This window comes from Natranaeroarchaeum sulfidigenes (assembly GCF_017094485.1).
GTDB lineage: Archaea > Halobacteriota > Halobacteria > Halobacteriales > Natronoarchaeaceae > Natranaeroarchaeum > Natranaeroarchaeum sulfidigenes.
The window spans coordinates 1039204-1056232 of record NZ_CP064786.1; the positions used below are offsets into that span (position 1 = coordinate 1039204).

Annotated in this window: 17 protein-coding genes; 11 read left to right on the top strand and 6 right to left on the bottom strand. The window is 61.9% G+C overall.

The annotated features are described in order from the left end of the window. Entirely contained in the window at positions 1-1947 is a 1947-nt protein-coding gene (locus AArcS_RS05440; RefSeq protein ID WP_238479468.1) for a PGF-CTERM sorting domain-containing protein, read from the bottom strand. A 147-nt stretch (positions 1948-2094) separates the two neighbouring features. On the opposite strand from AArcS_RS05440, the gene AArcS_RS05445 reads away from it, so the two are divergent. The 6 genes from AArcS_RS05445 (at position 2095) to AArcS_RS05470 (ending at position 7870) form a co-directional block, all read left to right on the top strand. Beyond that, complete coding sequence (locus AArcS_RS05445; RefSeq protein ID WP_238479469.1) at positions 2095-3399, top strand: tRNA (N(6)-L-threonylcarbamoyladenosine(37)-C(2))-methylthiotransferase; 1305 nt, start codon at positions 2095-2097, stop codon at positions 3397-3399. Between the two features lie 24 nt (positions 3400-3423). After that, a complete protein-coding gene (locus AArcS_RS05450) occupies positions 3424-3921 on the top strand; it encodes a J domain-containing protein (protein WP_238479470.1) in 498 nt (165 codons plus the stop codon). A gap of 75 nt (positions 3922-3996) precedes the next feature. Further along, positions 3997-4695, top strand: a complete 699-nt coding sequence (locus AArcS_RS05455; protein WP_238479471.1) for a sensor histidine kinase — start codon at positions 3997-3999, stop codon at positions 4693-4695. Positions 4696-4779: 84 nt separating this feature from the next. Continuing rightward, positions 4780-6399, top strand: a complete 1620-nt coding sequence (locus AArcS_RS05460) for a GTPBP1 family GTP-binding protein (RefSeq protein WP_238479472.1) — start codon at positions 4780-4782, stop codon at positions 6397-6399. Between the two features lie 305 nt (positions 6400-6704). Then, positions 6705-7292 (top strand): magnesium transporter, encoded by a 588-nt coding sequence (locus AArcS_RS05465; protein ID WP_238479473.1) that lies wholly within the window; start codon positions 6705-6707, stop codon positions 7290-7292. Beyond that, entirely contained in the window at positions 7292-7870 is a 579-nt protein-coding gene (locus tag AArcS_RS05470; protein WP_238479474.1) for a magnesium transporter, read from the top strand. Before AArcS_RS05465 ends, AArcS_RS05470 begins: the two co-directional genes overlap by 1 nt. A gap of 20 nt (positions 7871-7890) precedes the next feature. On the opposite strand, the gene AArcS_RS05475 is transcribed toward AArcS_RS05470, so the two are convergent. Continuing rightward, on the bottom strand, positions 7891-9099 hold the full coding sequence (locus AArcS_RS05475) for a potassium channel family protein (protein ID WP_238479475.1): 1209 nt from the start codon (positions 9097-9099) through the stop codon (positions 7891-7893). Positions 9100-9197: 98 nt separating this feature from the next. On the opposite strand from AArcS_RS05475, the gene AArcS_RS05480 reads away from it, so the two are divergent. Continuing rightward, positions 9198-9770, top strand: coding sequence for a magnesium transporter (locus AArcS_RS05480; protein WP_238479476.1), 573 nt, complete (start codon positions 9198-9200; stop codon positions 9768-9770). Between the two features lie 86 nt (positions 9771-9856). After that, entirely contained in the window at positions 9857-10372 is a 516-nt protein-coding gene (locus tag AArcS_RS05485; protein ID WP_238479980.1) for a magnesium transporter, read from the top strand. Here the strand turns inward: AArcS_RS05485 and AArcS_RS05490 are convergent. The 4 genes from AArcS_RS05490 to AArcS_RS05505 all read right to left on the bottom strand — a co-directional run bounded on the left by AArcS_RS05490 (position 10369) and on the right by AArcS_RS05505 (position 12569). Continuing rightward, the gene (locus AArcS_RS05490; protein ID WP_238479477.1) at positions 10369-10872 is read right to left on the bottom strand and encodes a double winged helix-containing putative transcriptional regulator; all 504 of its coding nucleotides are present in this window, start codon (positions 10870-10872) and stop codon (positions 10369-10371) included. The genes AArcS_RS05485 and AArcS_RS05490 overlap by 4 nt on opposite strands. 2 nt (positions 10873-10874) lie before the next feature. After that, positions 10875-11807, bottom strand: coding sequence for a methenyltetrahydromethanopterin cyclohydrolase (gene mch, locus AArcS_RS05495; protein ID WP_238479478.1), 933 nt, complete (start codon positions 11805-11807; stop codon positions 10875-10877). A gap of 201 nt (positions 11808-12008) precedes the next feature. After that, positions 12009-12215 carry a heavy-metal-associated domain-containing protein gene (locus AArcS_RS05500; RefSeq protein ID WP_238479479.1) on the bottom strand — a complete coding sequence of 69 codons (207 nt, stop codon included), beginning with the start codon at positions 12213-12215 and terminating at the stop codon, positions 12009-12011. Between the two features lie 42 nt (positions 12216-12257). Continuing rightward, positions 12258-12569: an MTH1187 family thiamine-binding protein gene (locus AArcS_RS05505; protein ID WP_238479480.1), complete on the bottom strand. Its 312-nt coding sequence runs from the start codon at positions 12567-12569 to the stop codon at positions 12258-12260. Positions 12570-12692: 123 nt separating this feature from the next. On the opposite strand from AArcS_RS05505, the gene AArcS_RS05510 reads away from it, so the two are divergent. The 3 genes from AArcS_RS05510 (at position 12693) to AArcS_RS05520 (ending at position 17028) form a co-directional block, all read left to right on the top strand. Next, the gene (locus tag AArcS_RS05510; protein ID WP_238479481.1) at positions 12693-14549 is read left to right on the top strand and encodes a rhomboid family intramembrane serine protease; all 1857 of its coding nucleotides are present in this window, start codon (positions 12693-12695) and stop codon (positions 14547-14549) included. Between the two features lie 600 nt (positions 14550-15149). Continuing rightward, the gene (locus AArcS_RS05515; protein WP_238479482.1) at positions 15150-16013 is read left to right on the top strand and encodes an SAM-dependent methyltransferase; all 864 of its coding nucleotides are present in this window, start codon (positions 15150-15152) and stop codon (positions 16011-16013) included. Between the two features lie 127 nt (positions 16014-16140). Beyond that, positions 16141-17028: a metal ABC transporter substrate-binding protein gene (locus AArcS_RS05520; protein ID WP_238479483.1), complete on the top strand. Its 888-nt coding sequence runs from the start codon at positions 16141-16143 to the stop codon at positions 17026-17028. Position 17029: the final 1 nt, after the last annotated feature.

Sequence of the window (17029 nt, forward strand, 5' to 3'; positions counted from 1 at the left end):
TCAGTTACGGTTCCGGGCGATTAGCGCGACTGCAAGCAGGGATACGAGGGCGACGAGCGGTCCGAAGCCGGGCAGCGAGTCGTCGTCATCGGCTCCCTCGTCGTCCATGCCCGCATCGGACTGTGTACCCAGGAACTCCTCGGCAGCAGCGGTGTCCATCCGGTTGAAGTCACGGTCCCAGTCACCGTCCATGTAGATCTCGGTGTCGTCGTCGGCCACTGCGAGCGCACGGACATCGCCCTCATCGGCGTCCGCGTCGACCAGCGCGTCAACGTGAACGTGAATGCCCATCGTGTCGTCGTCTTCGAGCGCACCGGCGATCTCTGTCACTTCATGACCGCCGAACGCCTCGTTGATCTCCTCGGAAAGGGCCTCCATGTTACCGAACTGTGCACCGGCTTCGATACTGACGGTTTCGCCGTCGACGTCGACATCCATGGCCGCGATCTCGAACTCGGAGTCTTCGAGATCGGTGAGGAACTCGTTTACTTCAGGGCCAGCCATCGGGTCTTCCGCGGCTGCCTCGATCATCGAGTCAAGTGCCTGCTCGACGAGTTCTTCCTGTTCAACTTCCAGCGCCATGTCAGCGACGAGGACGTCGTTGTCGTCGATTTCAGCGGTGAGATCGATCGTCACGTCGCCCATGGTACCGTCGATACCACGCTCCTCGAGTTCGTTGACGTACTCGCTCCAGTTTGCGGTGTCAGTACTCAGTGAGAGGTTGACTCGGTCGTGCTCTGCATCGTACTGCTCGAAGGTTGCGGACCACTCGTAGTACTGTTCGAGATTGGCTTCCTGCTGGGCCTCGACGGTGTCCTGGAACTCGTCGAGTTCGTCCTCGAGTTCGGGCGCGTCGATCGTGTCGATCAGCGTGACCATCTCATCGACAGCGCCTTCGAGGTTGCTCAGTTCGATGGACCAGTCGGCATCAAAGCTCGTCCCGGACTGCTCGGCGGTGAACTCCATCGTGTCGATCTCGACGTCGACGAGGCTCTCAGCGAGCGCGTCAGCCTCTGCCTGGCTGAGATCAAGCTCGGGGTCCTCCGCGAGGACCTGTGCGAAGACGTCCGCGAAGCCGTCCTGCACGTTCTGGAACTCGACCGTGTAGCTGATGTCGAGGTCACCTTCTCCATCTTCGGTTTCGGTGTAGGCGTAGCTCTCGATCGTGATCTCGGTGCTACCACCGAACTCCTCGGCGAGCATACCGTACTGGCCTTCGAGGGTCTGTTCGGCTGCTTCTTCGGTCTCCCACATACCGGTCTGGAACTGGCTGACGATCTCGTCCTGGGTCACATCGAGAGTGTAGCCGTCACCAGTGTCGGTGACGCTGACGTCGTAGTAGAACTCGCCGCCCTGAACGGTCCCGAGTTCGGCGTTGACGTCACCGGACGTGGCGAACGTATCCGGCGTCACTTCCGCGTCACCGGTCGTCTCGAAGCTCTCGAAGTCGTCAGCGGCCTCCTCTCCCTCGAAGATCATCTCGAGATCAGCGTCGAACTCGCTGGTCTCCGAGGACTGCTCGCCGTACACGTCGAGGCTCATGTCTTCCAGTTCGTCGGGGCTCTCCATCTGGAGATCGCCCTCACCGAAGAACCGATCCTCTTCGAGGACCAGCGACATGCCACCGGCCGCGCTCTCGTCGAGCTCGTCCTCCTCGACGTCACCTTCGATCAGCGTGTGGGCCAGTCCTTCGCTGACGTGCATCCCGAGGTCGAACGTCGTCAGTTCGTCGTCACCGTCGTCCTCGTAGACGAGTACGGCGTCGCCGTCCCCGTCGACGTAGATCTCGTCTGCGGGGTCTGCGCTGTCGTCGATCTGCTGGGCGTCGATACTACTATCGGATGCTGCTGCGGGGGCGGCGGCCGCCACCGTCCCGAGGAGCATCACTGCAACGAGTAACACGGCGGTCACCGCGTTACCCTGGAGGGATATTGTCGTTTCGCTCATGCGTTCTCCTGTCTTTTTTGCCGGTATTTATAATTTCGCCTCTGATTTGTATTATAAATTCGTTGGGATCACGATACTGTGACGCAAGCCAGGAACGCTCAGTTTCGTCGTGCTTTTGCCGCCGGAGCCGTTACTGGTGGTACCGAGATGGCCCGCTACCACATCGAGACGTACGGTTGTACGTCGAACCGGGGTGAGAGCCGAGCGATCGAGCAGAAGCTACGGGATGCGGGCCACCGTCCAGTCGATAGTCCCGAAGCGGCCGACGTTGCAATCATGAACAGCTGTACTGTCGTCGAGAAAACCGAGCGCAACATGATTCGACGCGCCGAGGAGCTACAGGCCGAGACCGCCGATCTGATCATCACCGGCTGTATGGCGCTCGCACAGGGGGAGGAGTTCGAGAGCGAGGGCATCGACGCGCGAATCCTGCACTGGGACGACGTGCCAACGGCGGTCGGCAACGGCGAGTGTCCGACGACAACTGTGGGGACGGAGCCGATTCTCGACGGCGTGATTGGCATTCTACCGATCGCTCGCGGCTGTATGAGCGATTGCTCGTACTGTATTACCAAGCATGCGACCGGGAAAATCGACTCGCCGCCGGTCGAGGAAAACGTCGAGAAGGCGCGGGCGCTCGTCCACGCGGGCGCGAAAGAGATCCGTATCACTGGACAGGATACCGGCGTCTACGGGTGGGACGAGGGTGAACGAAAACTTCACACACTACTCGATCGGATCTGCACGGAGATCGATGGCGAGTTCCGGGTACGGGTCGGGATGGCGAATCCGAAGGGGCTTCACGGCATCCGCGAGGAGCTGGCCGAGGTCTTTGCCGACCACGATGAACTGTACAACTTCATCCATGCACCGGTCCAGAGCGGCTCGAACGACGTGCTCGGCGACATGCGCCGACAACATCAGGTGAGCGAATTCATCGAAACTGTCGAGACGTTCGACGAGTATCTCGATGAGTGGACGCTCTCGACTGACTTCATCGTCGGCTTCCCCACTGAAACCGACGAGGATCACGAGCAGTCGATGGAGCTGTTCCGCGAGATCCGGCCGGAGAAAGTAAACGTCACCCGGTTCTCGAAGCGGCCGAACACGGACGCTGCCGAGATGGACGGACTGGGAGGGACCTTGAAAAAGAAGCGCTCGAAAGCGATGTCCGAACTGAAACACGAGATCGTCGGCGAGGCCTACGAGTCGATGGTCGGTACCCGGCGGGAGGTGCTCGTCGTCGAGGAGGGAACTGGTGACTCCGTGAAGTGTCGGGACGACGCCTACCGACAGATCATCGTCCAGAACGCAAGCGAACACGGCCTCGAAATCGGCGAATTCACGACTGTCGAGGTGACCGGACACAATACGGTCTACGCCCTGGCCGTTCCCGTAGGGCCGGTTCCGGCAGGAGGAAAGCCGGAGGACCGCCGCAGCCGAGGGGCTTAGGAAGGTCCAGCACCTAGCGCGTCCGTGAACCGGCAGACGATCGGCTACGCGCTCGTCTTCGTCTTCGGGCTGATGGCGCTCTTACAGGCCGTCCTCGCGATCCGTTTTAACCTCTTCTTCCTGCTAGTCGCGTGTCTATTCGGCGCATCGGCATATCTCATCTGGTATCACGTCTCCGGACGGATGGAGCAACGGGTCCGACAGGAGGCCACGCGGGATCGGCGAACGGCTTCGCAGGGAGGGTTCGGAGCAGGCCCGCGGGACCAACGGTTTCGCGGTGCTCGTCGGGATCCCACTCGCAACCGGCGCGGCGGTGACTGGAGCCGTCGAGCGCCGACCAGTACCGAGGAACCGACACGCCGAGAAGCCTACCGGATCCTCGACCTCGGACGGGATGCGGACAGATCGGCGGTACGGGACGCCTACCGTGAGAAAGTGAAATCCGTGCATCCGGACACAGCCAATGGCGACGAAGAGGAGTTCAAACGCGTCACGCGCGCCTATGAGCGCCTGACCGAGTAATGAACGAGTGCCTCCATGGTTGTAGCTGCCTCGCGAGAGCAAGTCATATGTACACGGAGTGATACGCTCAGATCGATGGGGAAGGACGTCTCGACGACCGAGGACGACACTGCAGATCCGTTATCGCCCCAGGAGCGGATCGAAGAGGTCGCCAGCGTCGTCAGCCACGATCTGCAGAACCCGCTTACGATCGCGAACGGCTACCTCTCCCGGGCGCGCAGTCACGGCGACGATGAGTACTTCGACCACGTAGAGGACGCACTCGACGAGATGCGAGCGATCAGCGACGAGGTTGTCAGGCTAGCACGGCTCGGCCAGCCAGTAGAGCGAACCGAGTCCGTGGATTTCCGGACGGTCGTCCAGGCCTGCTGGAGCGAGCGCTCCCCTGCACACGGCGAACTGGTGATCGAATCGGCTGACCCGATCCAGTGTGACGGGAATCGGCTTCGTTCGTTGTTGGACCGACTGTTCGATAACGCGATCAGACACGGTGACGAGGACGTCATTGTCACCGTCGGGACGACCGAGGATGGCTTTTTCGTCGCCGACACTGGACCCGGCGTCACCGAGGGCGAACACGAAGCAGTCATCGAAGCGGGATATTCGACCGTTCAGCAACGGCCGGGGCTGGGGCTGACCATCGTCCGTGCGATCGCGCAGGCACACGGCTGGTCGCTCTCGCTGTCCGAGAGCGAGGGGTGCGGCCTTCGGATCGACATCTCCGGGGCCGACCTGATCACCAGGGAGGCGCTCCAGGAGGACGTACGGGCGTAGGCAGTCGACCCGTCCGGTCCCGAGTGACCGTGGTATGGTATTGTACGCCGAAGCCTTTTATTTGCTGTCGCCTAACGGAGCCACATGAGCCCGGACCGTGTCGTGCTCGAACGGGCAATAGAGCGCGGCGAGCGGGAAGGCGGCAGCGTCGAATTCAAGGAGCGACTACAGCGGGATCTGCATCTGGTCGACGGGCGGCGCGAGAGCCTTGCGGCCCAGCTCAGACACCGGGTGCTGTCCGGCGACGGCGAGGCTACCTACGTCGTCGGCGTCACCGACGACGGCGGACTGGCTGGAATCTCGGCCGACGAGTTCTCCGAGACGATGGATGTCCTCTCCCTGCTGGCCGAGGAAGCGGGCGCACACATCGACGAGGTCCAGACCTGGGGCGTCGAACCCAGCGGCGACGCTGACACGGGTCTCGTCGGTGTGGCGACGATTAGTGAGGGAGCAATTCTCGATACCGACGACAGCCACATCGTGGTTGGGACGGCAGGTCACGTCGACCACGGCAAGAGCACGCTCATCGGCACGCTCGTCACGGGGCAGGCCGACGACGGACAGGGTGGAACCCGGAGCTACCTCGACGTGCAGCCCCACGAGGTAGAGCGAGGGTTATCGGCCGATCTCTCCTATGGCGTCTACGGCTTCGACGACGACGGTCCGGTGCGGATGGACAATCCCAATCGGAAAACCGACCGGGCACGGATTGTCGAGGAAGCGGATCGGCTCGTCTCCTTCGTCGATACCGTGGGCCACGAGCCGTGGCTCCGGACCACGATCCGGGGACTGGTCGGACAGAAACTCGATTACGGCCTGCTCACGGTCGCGGCCGACGACGGGCCGACGAAGACGACCCGTGAACATCTCGGCGTCCTGCTCGCAACGGAGCTGCCGACGCTTGTCGCGATCACAAAGGCGGATACCGTCACCGAGGAACGACTCGCCGAAGTCGAGCGGGAGGTCGAACGGATGCTCAGAGATGTCGAGCGCACCCCGCTCAGGGTGGAGCGCCACGGTATCGACGCCGCAGTCGCCGAGATCGGTGAGACGGTCGTCCCCGTCGTCACGACGAGTGCGGTGACCGGGCACGGCCTCGATACGCTCGACCAGCTATTCGAACGACTCCCGAAGACCGCAGGCGAGGGCGGCGAGTTCCGGATGTACATCGACCGGACCTACAGCGTTACCGGCGTCGGCGCAGTCGCCTCCGGGACGATCATGTCGGGTGAAGTCGAGGCGGGCGACGAACTCCTGCTCGGTCCGATGCCCGACGGGAGCTTCCGCGAGGTCGAGGTTCGCTCGATCGAGATGCACTACCACCGGGTCGACGAGGCGAAGGCAGGGCGGATCGTCGGCATCGCACTGAAAGGCGTCGAGGAGCGCGAGATCGAACGCGGGATGGCGTTGCTCCCGCGAGACAGCGATCCGGAACCGGTCCGTGAGTTCACCGCCGAGGTGATGGTGCTCAACCACCCCACGAGCATCGATGAGGGGTACGAGCCGGTCGTCCACGTCGAGACGATCAGCGAGGCCGCCGTTTTCTATCCGGACGGTGGGACGCTCCTTCCGGGTGACACGGGCAACGCTCGCATTCGCTTCAAGTTCCGCCCGTACCTGATCGAGGAGGGTCAACGCTTCGTGTTCCGTGAGGGGCGAAGCAAGGGGGTCGGGACGGTGACGGGTGTCGGCCCGACGGAATAGCTATTCCCGCACGACTGTTGAGTGTGTGAATATTAATCACACATATCTGAAACGTAAATCTATAACCCGCTTCAGCAGCGATAGCCCCACGTATGCTCGAAAGCGTTCAGTTCTCGATACACGACGGCGTCGACACGCGAACTATGGTTGCACGGGTCTCCCCTCGTTCTGTCAGCGTTCTCGATCGGATGGAAGGCGAATTCGCCGGCGTTTTTCGGGCACTGACACCTATCTGGGGGTGTGCGTATGGCGGCCAGTACTGATCGGGTCGTCCGGAATAGACCTCGACTGAGGGTGGTTCGACCGTGAGCGCCACCCCGCGTGAGGAGTTCTGGGGGATCTATCGAGAGACCCTGCCGATACTGCTGATCGCACTCGGTGGCGGCCTGTTCGCCGGACTGGTGCTTGAAGAGATCCTGGAGAGCGTCGAACGGTTCCCCGGGTTGCTCGTGATGGTGCCAGTGTTTCTTGCCACCCGTGGGAACGTCTACGGAGCGCTCGGTGGGCGGATCGCCAGCGGGATCCATCAGGGGCTGCTCCCGCCGCGGTTCGAGTGGAACGAGCGCCTGGTCAACGCGGTCATTGCCTCCTTCATCAACGGGATCGGTATCTCGATCGTGATTGGGTTCATCTCGTGGGGGGCGCTGAACCTGCTCGGAATGCCCGCTGCAGCGTGGTACGAACTCGTCGGGATTATGCTTCTTGCCGGTGCGATCACCTCGGTCGTCATGATTTTCGGCCTGCTCGCACTGATCTTTCTGGGCTATCGGATGGGCTACGATCCGGACAATCTCGTCGGCCCGATCGTCACGACGCTCGGTGACATCTTCGGCATGTTGTTCCTCCTGATATCGGTGCTCGTGATCGACGGACTGTTCGAGGTGATCATCTGATGGTGGTTCCCAGCGGATCGCTCGGATCGTGGGAGACACGCAGTATCGTGACGAACATGTTCCCACTGCTGGTGGTGCTCTGTGTCATCGTGCTCTGGGCGGGGATCACCCTCGAAGCTGCGGAGGAGAATCTGGAGGAATTTGCGCTGCTGGCAGTGATGGTCCCGACAATGGTCGATATGGGTGGTAATCTCGGTGCGATCCTTAGCTCCCGGCTCTCGACGCGATTGCACCTCGGGACGACTGAATTCGACCCACGCGATCGGGTGCTCTGGGCGAACATACTGGCCGTGATGGCACTCGCCGTAACGATCTTCACGGCGCTCGCCATCGGCGCATGGCTGATCGGTCAGGTCATCGGCGCGGCGCTTGGAATCGTCGACCTGCTGATAATCTCGCTAATCAGCGGCCTGAGCGTGGCGATCATCGCAGTCATCTTCAGTCTCGCGGCGACCTACGGCTCCTACAGACTGGGAATCGATCCCGACGACACAACGATCCCAGTTGTCACGAACGTCGTCGATGTCTTTGGGATGGTTATCTTCATCGGAGTTTCGGGTGCCGTACTCGGGTTCTGAAGGAGAACTACCGGACGTGATCAGGCCGTAGCGAGGGCGGCAAAGTTCTCCGCGGCAGTTCTGGTTCCCTTTCCGATCAACACGTCGCCCGGCTGCAGCGTCTCTTCGGTGTCGGCGACGAGCATCCAGCCCTCGTCGGGCCGTCTGATTGCGATGACGCTCATCGTCACGTCGGTTGCCGGAACGCCGTCCGTGATCGTCGCGCCCGCGAGGTCGCTTCCCGCTTCGACTGTGACCCGGGAGATGACCTCGTCGCTTTCCTGCATCGCCAGTTCGATCACGGGATGGACATCGATATCGCGTCGTACGCCCTCGCTTATTTCCAGTGCGGCGTCACTGATCACTTCCGTGCTGATCCCGAGGCGGATCAGCCCTCGCAGCGAAACCGGGTCCTCGGCGTCTTTCGCAGCCCGTAACGTCCACGCCTCGAACCGCGATTGCAGGGCGTCGACCTCGACTTCCAGATTGTGGACCTCCTCGGCGAGTTCGGCATTGTCGAAGAGGATGCTGCCGTAGGCCAGATCCACCGCCAGTTCGCTCAGGTTCTTCATGTGGATGATCGATCGGACGGCGCGTTCCAGATCGTCGACATCCGGTTCCTCGAACTCCGGCAGGCTATACCGTTCGCCGGTTGCAGTTTCGTAGACGTCGTCGATCGACTGTTCCGGGCCGCGCATGATCGTTACGTCGTTGGCCTCGATCCGCGTTTTCGGACCGGGATTCGTTATCCACTCATCGCCGCGTCGGATCGCGATGATTCGAACACCGGTCTCGGATTCCAGATCGATCGTCTTCAATTTCTTGCCGACGTACTCTGAATCCGCCGCGATCGTGCCGCGGACGAGCGTTTCGACAGCTTCGGGAAGTGCTGCTCGCATCGCTTCGGGAAGCCCCATCTCCTCTAGCACAATTTTCGCGATGTCACCGGTTGCATTGCTGATCTTCTCCGCCCCGCTGACGACCCCGAGGACCGGGGCGAGCATCTCTGTGTCCTTCGGATTGCGCGCGGCCATCATCAGACTCATCCGCGCACGCATCTCCAGTACATCCATCTTCTCTTCGAGTTTCAACACCTCGGCGGCGATATCCTCGCTCTGGTGCAGCACGGCCGAGTACGACAGATCGATTAGCAGCTCCGACGTGTCTTTCATCTCGACGAGCACGTCCTTGACGCTCACTGGCTCGTACTTGATCGGCTGCGAGGATGCCGCACCCTCGTTCGGTCTCATACGTGGCGCTATTCGGGCAGGGGGTAAAGTGTTTGTTACCTTTCGGACCGTTCCCCAGCTATACAGGTTTAAGGTGATCGGGTGTGCCTGTCGAAACGATGTCGGCTCATGAAACGGTGGGTGACGTTTACCGGCAATCACTTCCTGTCATCCTCGTCAGTCTGGTCGCTGGGCTGTTCGCAGGAACGATTCTCGGCACCGATACGATGCGAAACGGGATCGAGAGCGTTCCCGGACTTCTGTTACTACTCCCGGCATTTCTGGCCACACGTGGCGGTGTCTACGGCTCACTCGGGGCACGCCTGTCGAGTGGACTCCATCAGGGACTCATCGAGCCGTACTTCAGCCGCGATAAACGCATCACGAACGCAATCGTCGCCTCCTTCATCAATGGAATGGTCGTTTCGGTGTTTATAGCAGTCGTAGCATTCGCCGTCTTGATCGGTCTCGGACGCTCCGGTAGCCTCCTCGAGCTGGTCGGTATCATGGTGATCGCTGGCTTTCTCAGTGCCGTTATGATGCTTCTCGTGCTCCTATCAGTGATCTTTATTGGCTACCGGCGTGGTCTCGACCCTGACAACGTGATCGGGCCGGTCGTCACGACGGTCGGCGACGTGTTCGGCGTTGCCTTTCTGCTCGTTGGCGTCTATCTCGTTGGGCTGGTACTGTGAGCTCCCCGGAAGAGGAGTTCTTTGAGACAGAGTACTACGAGGAGGTGATCCTCGATCAGTGGACGGTACGGGGAATCGTGACGACGATGGTGCCGCTACTGGCAATCCTGTCGATCCTCCAGATGGTCTCAGGTACGGTCCTGGAGACCTTCGAGGACCAGTTGCTCGCGAACCCGTCACTACTGATCCTCGTCCCGGTCATGATCGGAACGGCAGGAAACCTCGGCTCGATCATGTGCTCACGGCTCTCTACCCAGCTTCATCTCGGAACGCTGGAGTTCACACCCGAGAACCGCGCGATCCGCTCAAACGCCGGGGCTGTGATAGGGCTCGCCGCGACGGTGTTCGTCCTGCTCGGTCTGGGCGCCTGGGGTATTGGCCGCGCCCTCGGGGGAACGCTCGCGCTCTGGGAAGTGATGCTCATCTCGGTAATCAGCGGAATGCTTCTTGCGGTTTTCGTCGTCGTCGTCAGTCTCGGAGCGGTCTGGGCATCGTTCCGGCTCGGCCACGATCCCGACGACACGACGATTCCGGTGGTCACGAACGTCTGTGACATCACCGGCGTCCTCATTCTGTTCGGGGTCGTCGCAGTCGTCCTCTAGTTCCTTTCTGGACAGTATCGGCCATCCGTCTCCTCTAGTAACTCGAACAGTGTCGCCCACCCCAGTAGCCGCCCGGTCCGATCACGCCAGACCGCCTCCCAGTCGTCGTGCCGTCGTCGCTCCCACGCCGGGACGGTTTCGCTGACCCGCTCGAAGATCCGATCGACCCCCAGCGGTTCGTCGGCGTCTTCGACAGCCGAGAGTACATCGTCGGCCCCGACGACGCGTTCTCGGAACCGCGCTCGGAGTGCAGCAATCTCCACGTCCTCGCGCGTTCTGTGGTACCCCCGGTCACCCGCCTCGACGAGCGAGAGCGCGCGCAAAAAGACGAGCCACGTTTCCCCCGTGCCGCGGTCGGCCAGTCCCAGCGCCCGAGCGACACGGGCACAGCAGTCCTCGCTACCACTGGGGACGAGTGGAACCGCCGCCCGAGCTTCATGAAGCCGGTCGAGCGATTCCGGCGCTGGTGGAACCGGCTTGAATCGAGCGTCCCCGCTCACGGTTACAACTCGAAGCTCTCAACGAGCAGCTCCTCGCTGGTCTCGCCGTAGACCGTCGTCGGACCGCCGATCACGTCCACGGTCACCTGCGCGGGCGCGAAGACGCCATCGTCGACCTCGTAGAAGTCCCAGTCGGCCTCATCAAAGATCTCGGCAAAGGGCTGACCGTATACCTCGGTAGCGGTCGAGGCGATCTCATCGAAGCGATCGAACTCCTCGCGAACCGTGAGATGGACCTGTCCGCCGTAGGCCAGGGCATCGTTGGTGCGGGCCATGGCAGTCTGTTCGTCCCCGGCGATCGGTGCAATCGGTGCGCTTGCGGTGGCCGAGACGAGATCGAGCGGATCGTATCCTAGCTCCGAGAGCCGGAAGGCGGCGAGTTCGGCGGCCCTGGCGGCCATCGTCACACTGCCCGCAATGCTGGCGCTCGGGAAGACGGGCAGGAAGACGCCGCTTGGCTCCACGTCGGCCATGTCGGCGACCTGTTCGGCGACGCTCTCGTCGGGCAACTGGTCGCTCTCGATCGCCAGCACGGTGAGGTCGAAGGCGTCGTGATACCCGGTACGTGCGAACTCGCTTTCTTCGGCGACGAGCGCGCGGGCCGGGCCGCTTCCAAGCCCCTCGAAGCTCTCGGTCGTGACTTCCCAGCCCGCTTTCTGTGCACACAACAGTGCGAGTGCGGGATGGTCGGTCGATAGTTCCACGTGCGGGATCGGCGCGCCGCCGACCTCGTCCATCCGCGTCTGGACCGTCGCGAGCCCGGCGGTCTGGATCTCTGCGAGCAACAGACCGGACTCGATTCCGCCGTCGAACTCGACGCCGAAATCGAGGACTGTAGCCTCGTTGTCCAGTTCGAAGGCTCCGATATCGAGTTCCTCGGCGAAGTCGAGGGCCTCGTCGACCAGCTCGATCGCCATGCGATTGAGACTCTCCATGCCGCGTCGTTGTTCGTCCTCGGTTTTACCTGTTGGTATACCACGCTCACGTCAGGTCGAGCGCGCGTCCACAGTCGGGACAGTTCTCCAGACCGCGCTGGCCTGTAGCTCACAATCGGGACAGAACTCGCGGTAGCAGGCTCGGTTGCCCATGGCTATCCCTGCGCGAGACCTGCCGAAAACAGTGGCCGGACTGGCGAGTCAGCTGACGACGTCGTAGCCCGCCGCTTCGATCGCCGCAGTCAGGTTTCCTTCGGGGACGTCTTCGGCGAGCGAGACGGTGACACGGTTGCCCTCGTGATCCGCTTCGACGCTTTCGACATCGTCAAGTTCCGTTAGCGCGTCCGCAACGTTCTGCTCGCAGCCCCCACAGGACATTCCCTCGACAGTGAACTCGTGTCGTGTCATGGGCCGACGTACGGCCTCCTGAATGGAAGCCCTTTCGGACGCTTACTGCGCGCTACTGGCGTCCCGGCCGAGATGCTCCTCGACGGAGGTAACCTTGTCCGCGGCGGTCGTCTCTGCGGTCCGTTTGTGGTCGATCTTCAGCACCGTGCTCACGCGATCGCCGTCGACCGCCTCGTGGGCGGCCTGTGCGGCAGCGAATAGCTCGCCGATCTCCTCGGTCTCGATCACGGTGCCCATCGGGTTGGTCTCGTACTCGACGTCGAACTCCTCCAGAGCGTCGACTGCTTTCGCGACTTCGCTTGCCATGCTGTCCTCGATCACCGGTGCGACCGACAGGTAGCCTACCACTGTCATATCGGATATTGCGGCGGCAGTTGCCTAAAACCATCGTGATCGGGTCCGCGAACCCTGTTCGCCCCGCGAAAACGTACCAGCGGAACCGAATATTTGTGACCGTGGGGTGTGTATGCAACTTCGATGCCCGTCTCGCCCACGCAGGTAGTCCTCGCTGCGACGCTGGCGCTCGCCCTCAGTTTCGTCTGGTACTACGAGGGGCGTGGTCGCTGGCGCACTCGGCTGGAGGATCGGTTCGTGTACGGCGTTCCCTGGGGGACGCTTGTCACCGTCACGATCGTCGTTGCGTTTTACCTGCTGGCGCAGGCCGGCGCACGCCAGTGGGACGACCCGCTGACGTTTCCCTATATCACCTGGTCGTACCTGTATCCCACCGGGATACTCACCTCTGGGATCGCACACAGTGGCCCCCAGCATCTGGTCTCGAACATGGCCGGGACGCTCGCGGTCGCGCCGATCGTGGAGTACGCATGGAGCCATTACCCCCCGCGGCGCGGTCGGACCGGCGGCGGTCAGGACAGCGACGGGCTGCTCACCAGACCACTCTTTCGCGCAGTCGTGGTCTTTCCGCTCGCGTTGCTGTCCGTCGCCTTCGTCACGGCAGTGTTCTCGCTGGGCCCGGGGCTGGGCTTTTCGGGAGCCGTCTTCGCGCTGTTCGGCTTTGCACTCATCACTCATCCCCTGTCCACAGTGGTCGCCGTCGTCGTGAGCTCCGCACTGGGAACGCTGTACAGCGCGCTGAGTGAGCCGGTGGTCCGCGAGGCCGTCGAGGTCGGACCCCCCGCGCCGCCGGGGTGGGCCGGGATCGCGTTTCAGGCCCACCTCTTCGGCTTCCTGCTCGGCGTCCTGCTGGCGATCGCGCTGTTGCACTACCGCGGTCGGCGACCGTCCACCGAGCGGGTCTTCCTTGCGATGATTGTCGTCGGGATGGCGCAGTCGCTCTGGCTGGTCGCCTGGTCAGGTGGGGAGGACGTCTACGTCCTCTATCGCGGTGCTGGCGTCACGTTCGTCCTCCTGTTGACGATGCTCGTCACGATCGCTGTCACGGGAAGCGAGCGACCGCTGTTGAATCGGCGGCCGCTGGCTGCCCTCCCCAGAGCGCCGTCGCGCCGCCAGCTTGCTGTGGTATGGCTCGGGCTGCTCGTGCTGCTTGCGAGTCTCAGTATCGCGGGGGCGGTCGTCGCCGACGAGTTCGTCGGTGTTGCGATCGCGGCCACGCTCGTGCTCGGTGGGCTACTGGCGATCCCAGCAGTTCCGCCCCTGGTACCGGACCGGTGGTTTGCGGGCCCGGTCTCGCGTCGACAGGCTGCGATCGTCTGCCTTGCAGTACTGACCCTGCTCGTCGCGCTCCCCAGCATCCCGATCAGCCTCACGACGGTCGGCGACGACGCCGTTCCGGGTGACGGTGGCGTCGAGATCGAGGACTACACCGTCACCTACGAACAGGATGCGGCCAGCGGCCAGGTGCCGGTGATCGATCTCGGCGAGGAAGACGTGCTGGCTGGCGAGCAGACCGGTGTGATCGTCGTCAGCGACGAGCGCGAACTATGGACCGTCGGCGTCCGCGAGGAGGTGCTGGAGTTCGAGGGGAGCGATACTGTTGTCGTCGGTGGGCTGGGCTGGCACGAGACCGTCCACGCCGAGCGAAGTGGCTGGATTGTTGCTGGCAACGACACCGCGTACGCGGTCGATCTTACCCACGACGGCGAGACCACGCGATCGTTCACCTCCGAGCCGGTTCGGGCAGACGTCCGGGTCGACGGGCGAACCGTCGACGTCGTACCGGCCGATGACGGGTTCCAGGTTCGACTCATCGAGGACGGGGAATCGGCTGGTGAGGCCCCGATTCCGGAGCCCGACGAGTCGACGACGATAGACGGCGTCCAGTTCGCCACCGAAGACGACGACGGCACAGTCCGGGTTGTCGCTGAAGCCGACGGAACCCGGATTCCGGTTGCCGAACAGGAGGAGTACTCCTGACGGCTCAGCGATCTCTGAGATAGCGCACGACTCCCGAGAGGAGCCATCTCTCGTTCGTCTCCCCGGAACGCTCTCGTGACAGTTTCCGGTTCTTTTCGCTCAACAACCGTTCGTACTGCTCGGTGACTTGCTTCAGGTGGCGCTCTTTTCGTTTCAGTTCGGTTTGCAGTGACTCGACATCGCGTTTCACGGGGCGGTCTTGTTCACTGCACTGAGCCCCCAACCTGCGGTTCCCAGTTGGGGACTCCGCTGGAGTCTTCTCCCTCTCTTGTCCCCCGTTTTTTTGATTCCACTGCCACTCCCCTGGACCAGTGACACTCCCTGTTGGTCGATCGTACGACATGTGTTCACGTACCATGTTGGTCAGCAACATAAGACCTTGTCAGACGGGTGTCATGCTTCTGTCTCTCGGCTGTTCTGTCGACGTACGTACACAATGTAACATTGTATCATTAGTTACAGAGTTACATACTGACGGCACAGGGAAGACTCACACCGGGATACGTCATACATCGACGGTGACGGCGATGACGCTCACCCGTCAGGAGACCCGATCGTCCTTGCCAACGTTCACAAGCCTCTGTCACTTTTACCAACACGATGGGAGAGCGCGATAGCGACGCCGTCTCGGGAGTGTACGACGAACTACAGGACTCCCACGAGCGGATGTGGGACGAGCAGGGCCATCGGGGCCTCCACTACGGCTACCACGACGACGACCACGACGACCCTGCGAGCGCAGTGGAAAACACGACCCGCGTCCTCGCCACGCTCGCGGAGATCGGTCCCGACGATCGTGTGCTAGATCTGGGGTGCGGTGCGGGCGCGGCGTCGATCTGGATTGCGGCCGAGCGTGGGGCCGAGGTCGTCGGGATCGACGTCAACGATGGACTGCTAGAGGCCGCACGGGAGTATGCTCGCGACAGTGATGTTATGGATTCGGTGATGTTCCGGACGGACGACTTTTACGAGCTATCAACCGTCGAGAACGAATCAATCGATGTCGTCTGGGGGCTCGAAGCGTTCTGTCATTCACGAGCGGACGACACGGTGCTTGAACAGATTCATCGGGTACTTGCTCCCGGCGGTCGGCTCGTGGTTGGCGACCTGTTTCAGCGCTCTCGCAATCTCGACGACAGGGAAGCGAATCGTCTCGGGCGTGTCGATGACGGCTTTGGCGTGGATGTGACGCGGATCGACGTATTCGAGGCTGCTCTCGCCGACACAGGATTCGAGAACGTCTCGATCCGGGATGTCACCGAGGCTGTCCGACCGTCAGTCCGCAGACGGGGTATCACCGGCTTCGTAAACTATCCCATCCAGCGCCTTCGGGGGCTGTTTGGTGGTGGGGATGATCGGGAGCTGGCTCTCTATCGGGCGTCGTACGACATCTACAAACTGATCGGGGGCGGCGCGCTGGGATATTATATCGTGACTGCCGATCACTACCATGAGGAGGATTGATTAGATGCAGTCTAATTGTTTAGACAACAAGTCTTATTATATTAGCCACGTCTAAATTTATGCGATGGCAATTCCAAGCGATGACAGTCGTATCTCACGACGGTCAATGTTGGCGGCTGGTGCCAGTGTGGCTGGACTCGGAGTTGCTGGCTGTCTCGAAGCGGACGAGCAGCCGGGCAATACCGAGCTTTCGGCAGTCGCGGGCTCGTTTTTCATGCTGTACGATCTTTCACGCAACGTGGCCGGAGACCAGCTGCGGATCGAAGATCTGGTACCGGCAGGAGCACACGGCGACGACTGGGAACCAAACCCCGGTATTATCGAGGATGTCGCCGAGTCCGATGCCTTCGTCTATATCGACGGGTTTCGGAGCTGGTCGGACAACGTGGCCGGGGCCCTGCCCCAGGACTACCCCGACGTAACGGTTATCGACGCCGCCGACGGGATCGACCACATCGAAGGCGAACAGGGTCGCGATATCGACCCGCACTTCTGGATGGATCCGACCCTTGCACAGGAAGCCGTCGAGAACATCCACGATGGCTTCGCCGAGGCAGATCCCGATAACGCCGATGCCTACGAGGAGAACGCCGCGGCGTTCATCGAGCGACTCGACGACGTTCACGAACAGTACGAGGCTGTGATGGATCGGCGGGAGCGCGATCGTATCGTCGTCGGCAGTCACAACTCCTTCGAGTACTGGCGCGAACGGTACGACATCGAGGTCCACTCGCCTGTCGGGATCTCGCCGGACGGGGAGCCGACGCCCCAGGAGATGGAGGAGATTACCGGCATCATCGAGGACCACGACCTGAACTACGTGCTCTACGACAAGTACGAACCGGACGACTACGCGGTGAGCATCGCCGAGCAGACGGGCGCCGAGACGCTTCCGCTCTCGCCCATCGAGGCGACCACCGAAGAGCAACTGGCGGATGGGATGGGATATGTCGAACACATGCTCGATATCAACCTTGCGACCCTCGAACGCGCACTGGAAGTACCGGAGGAGTAAT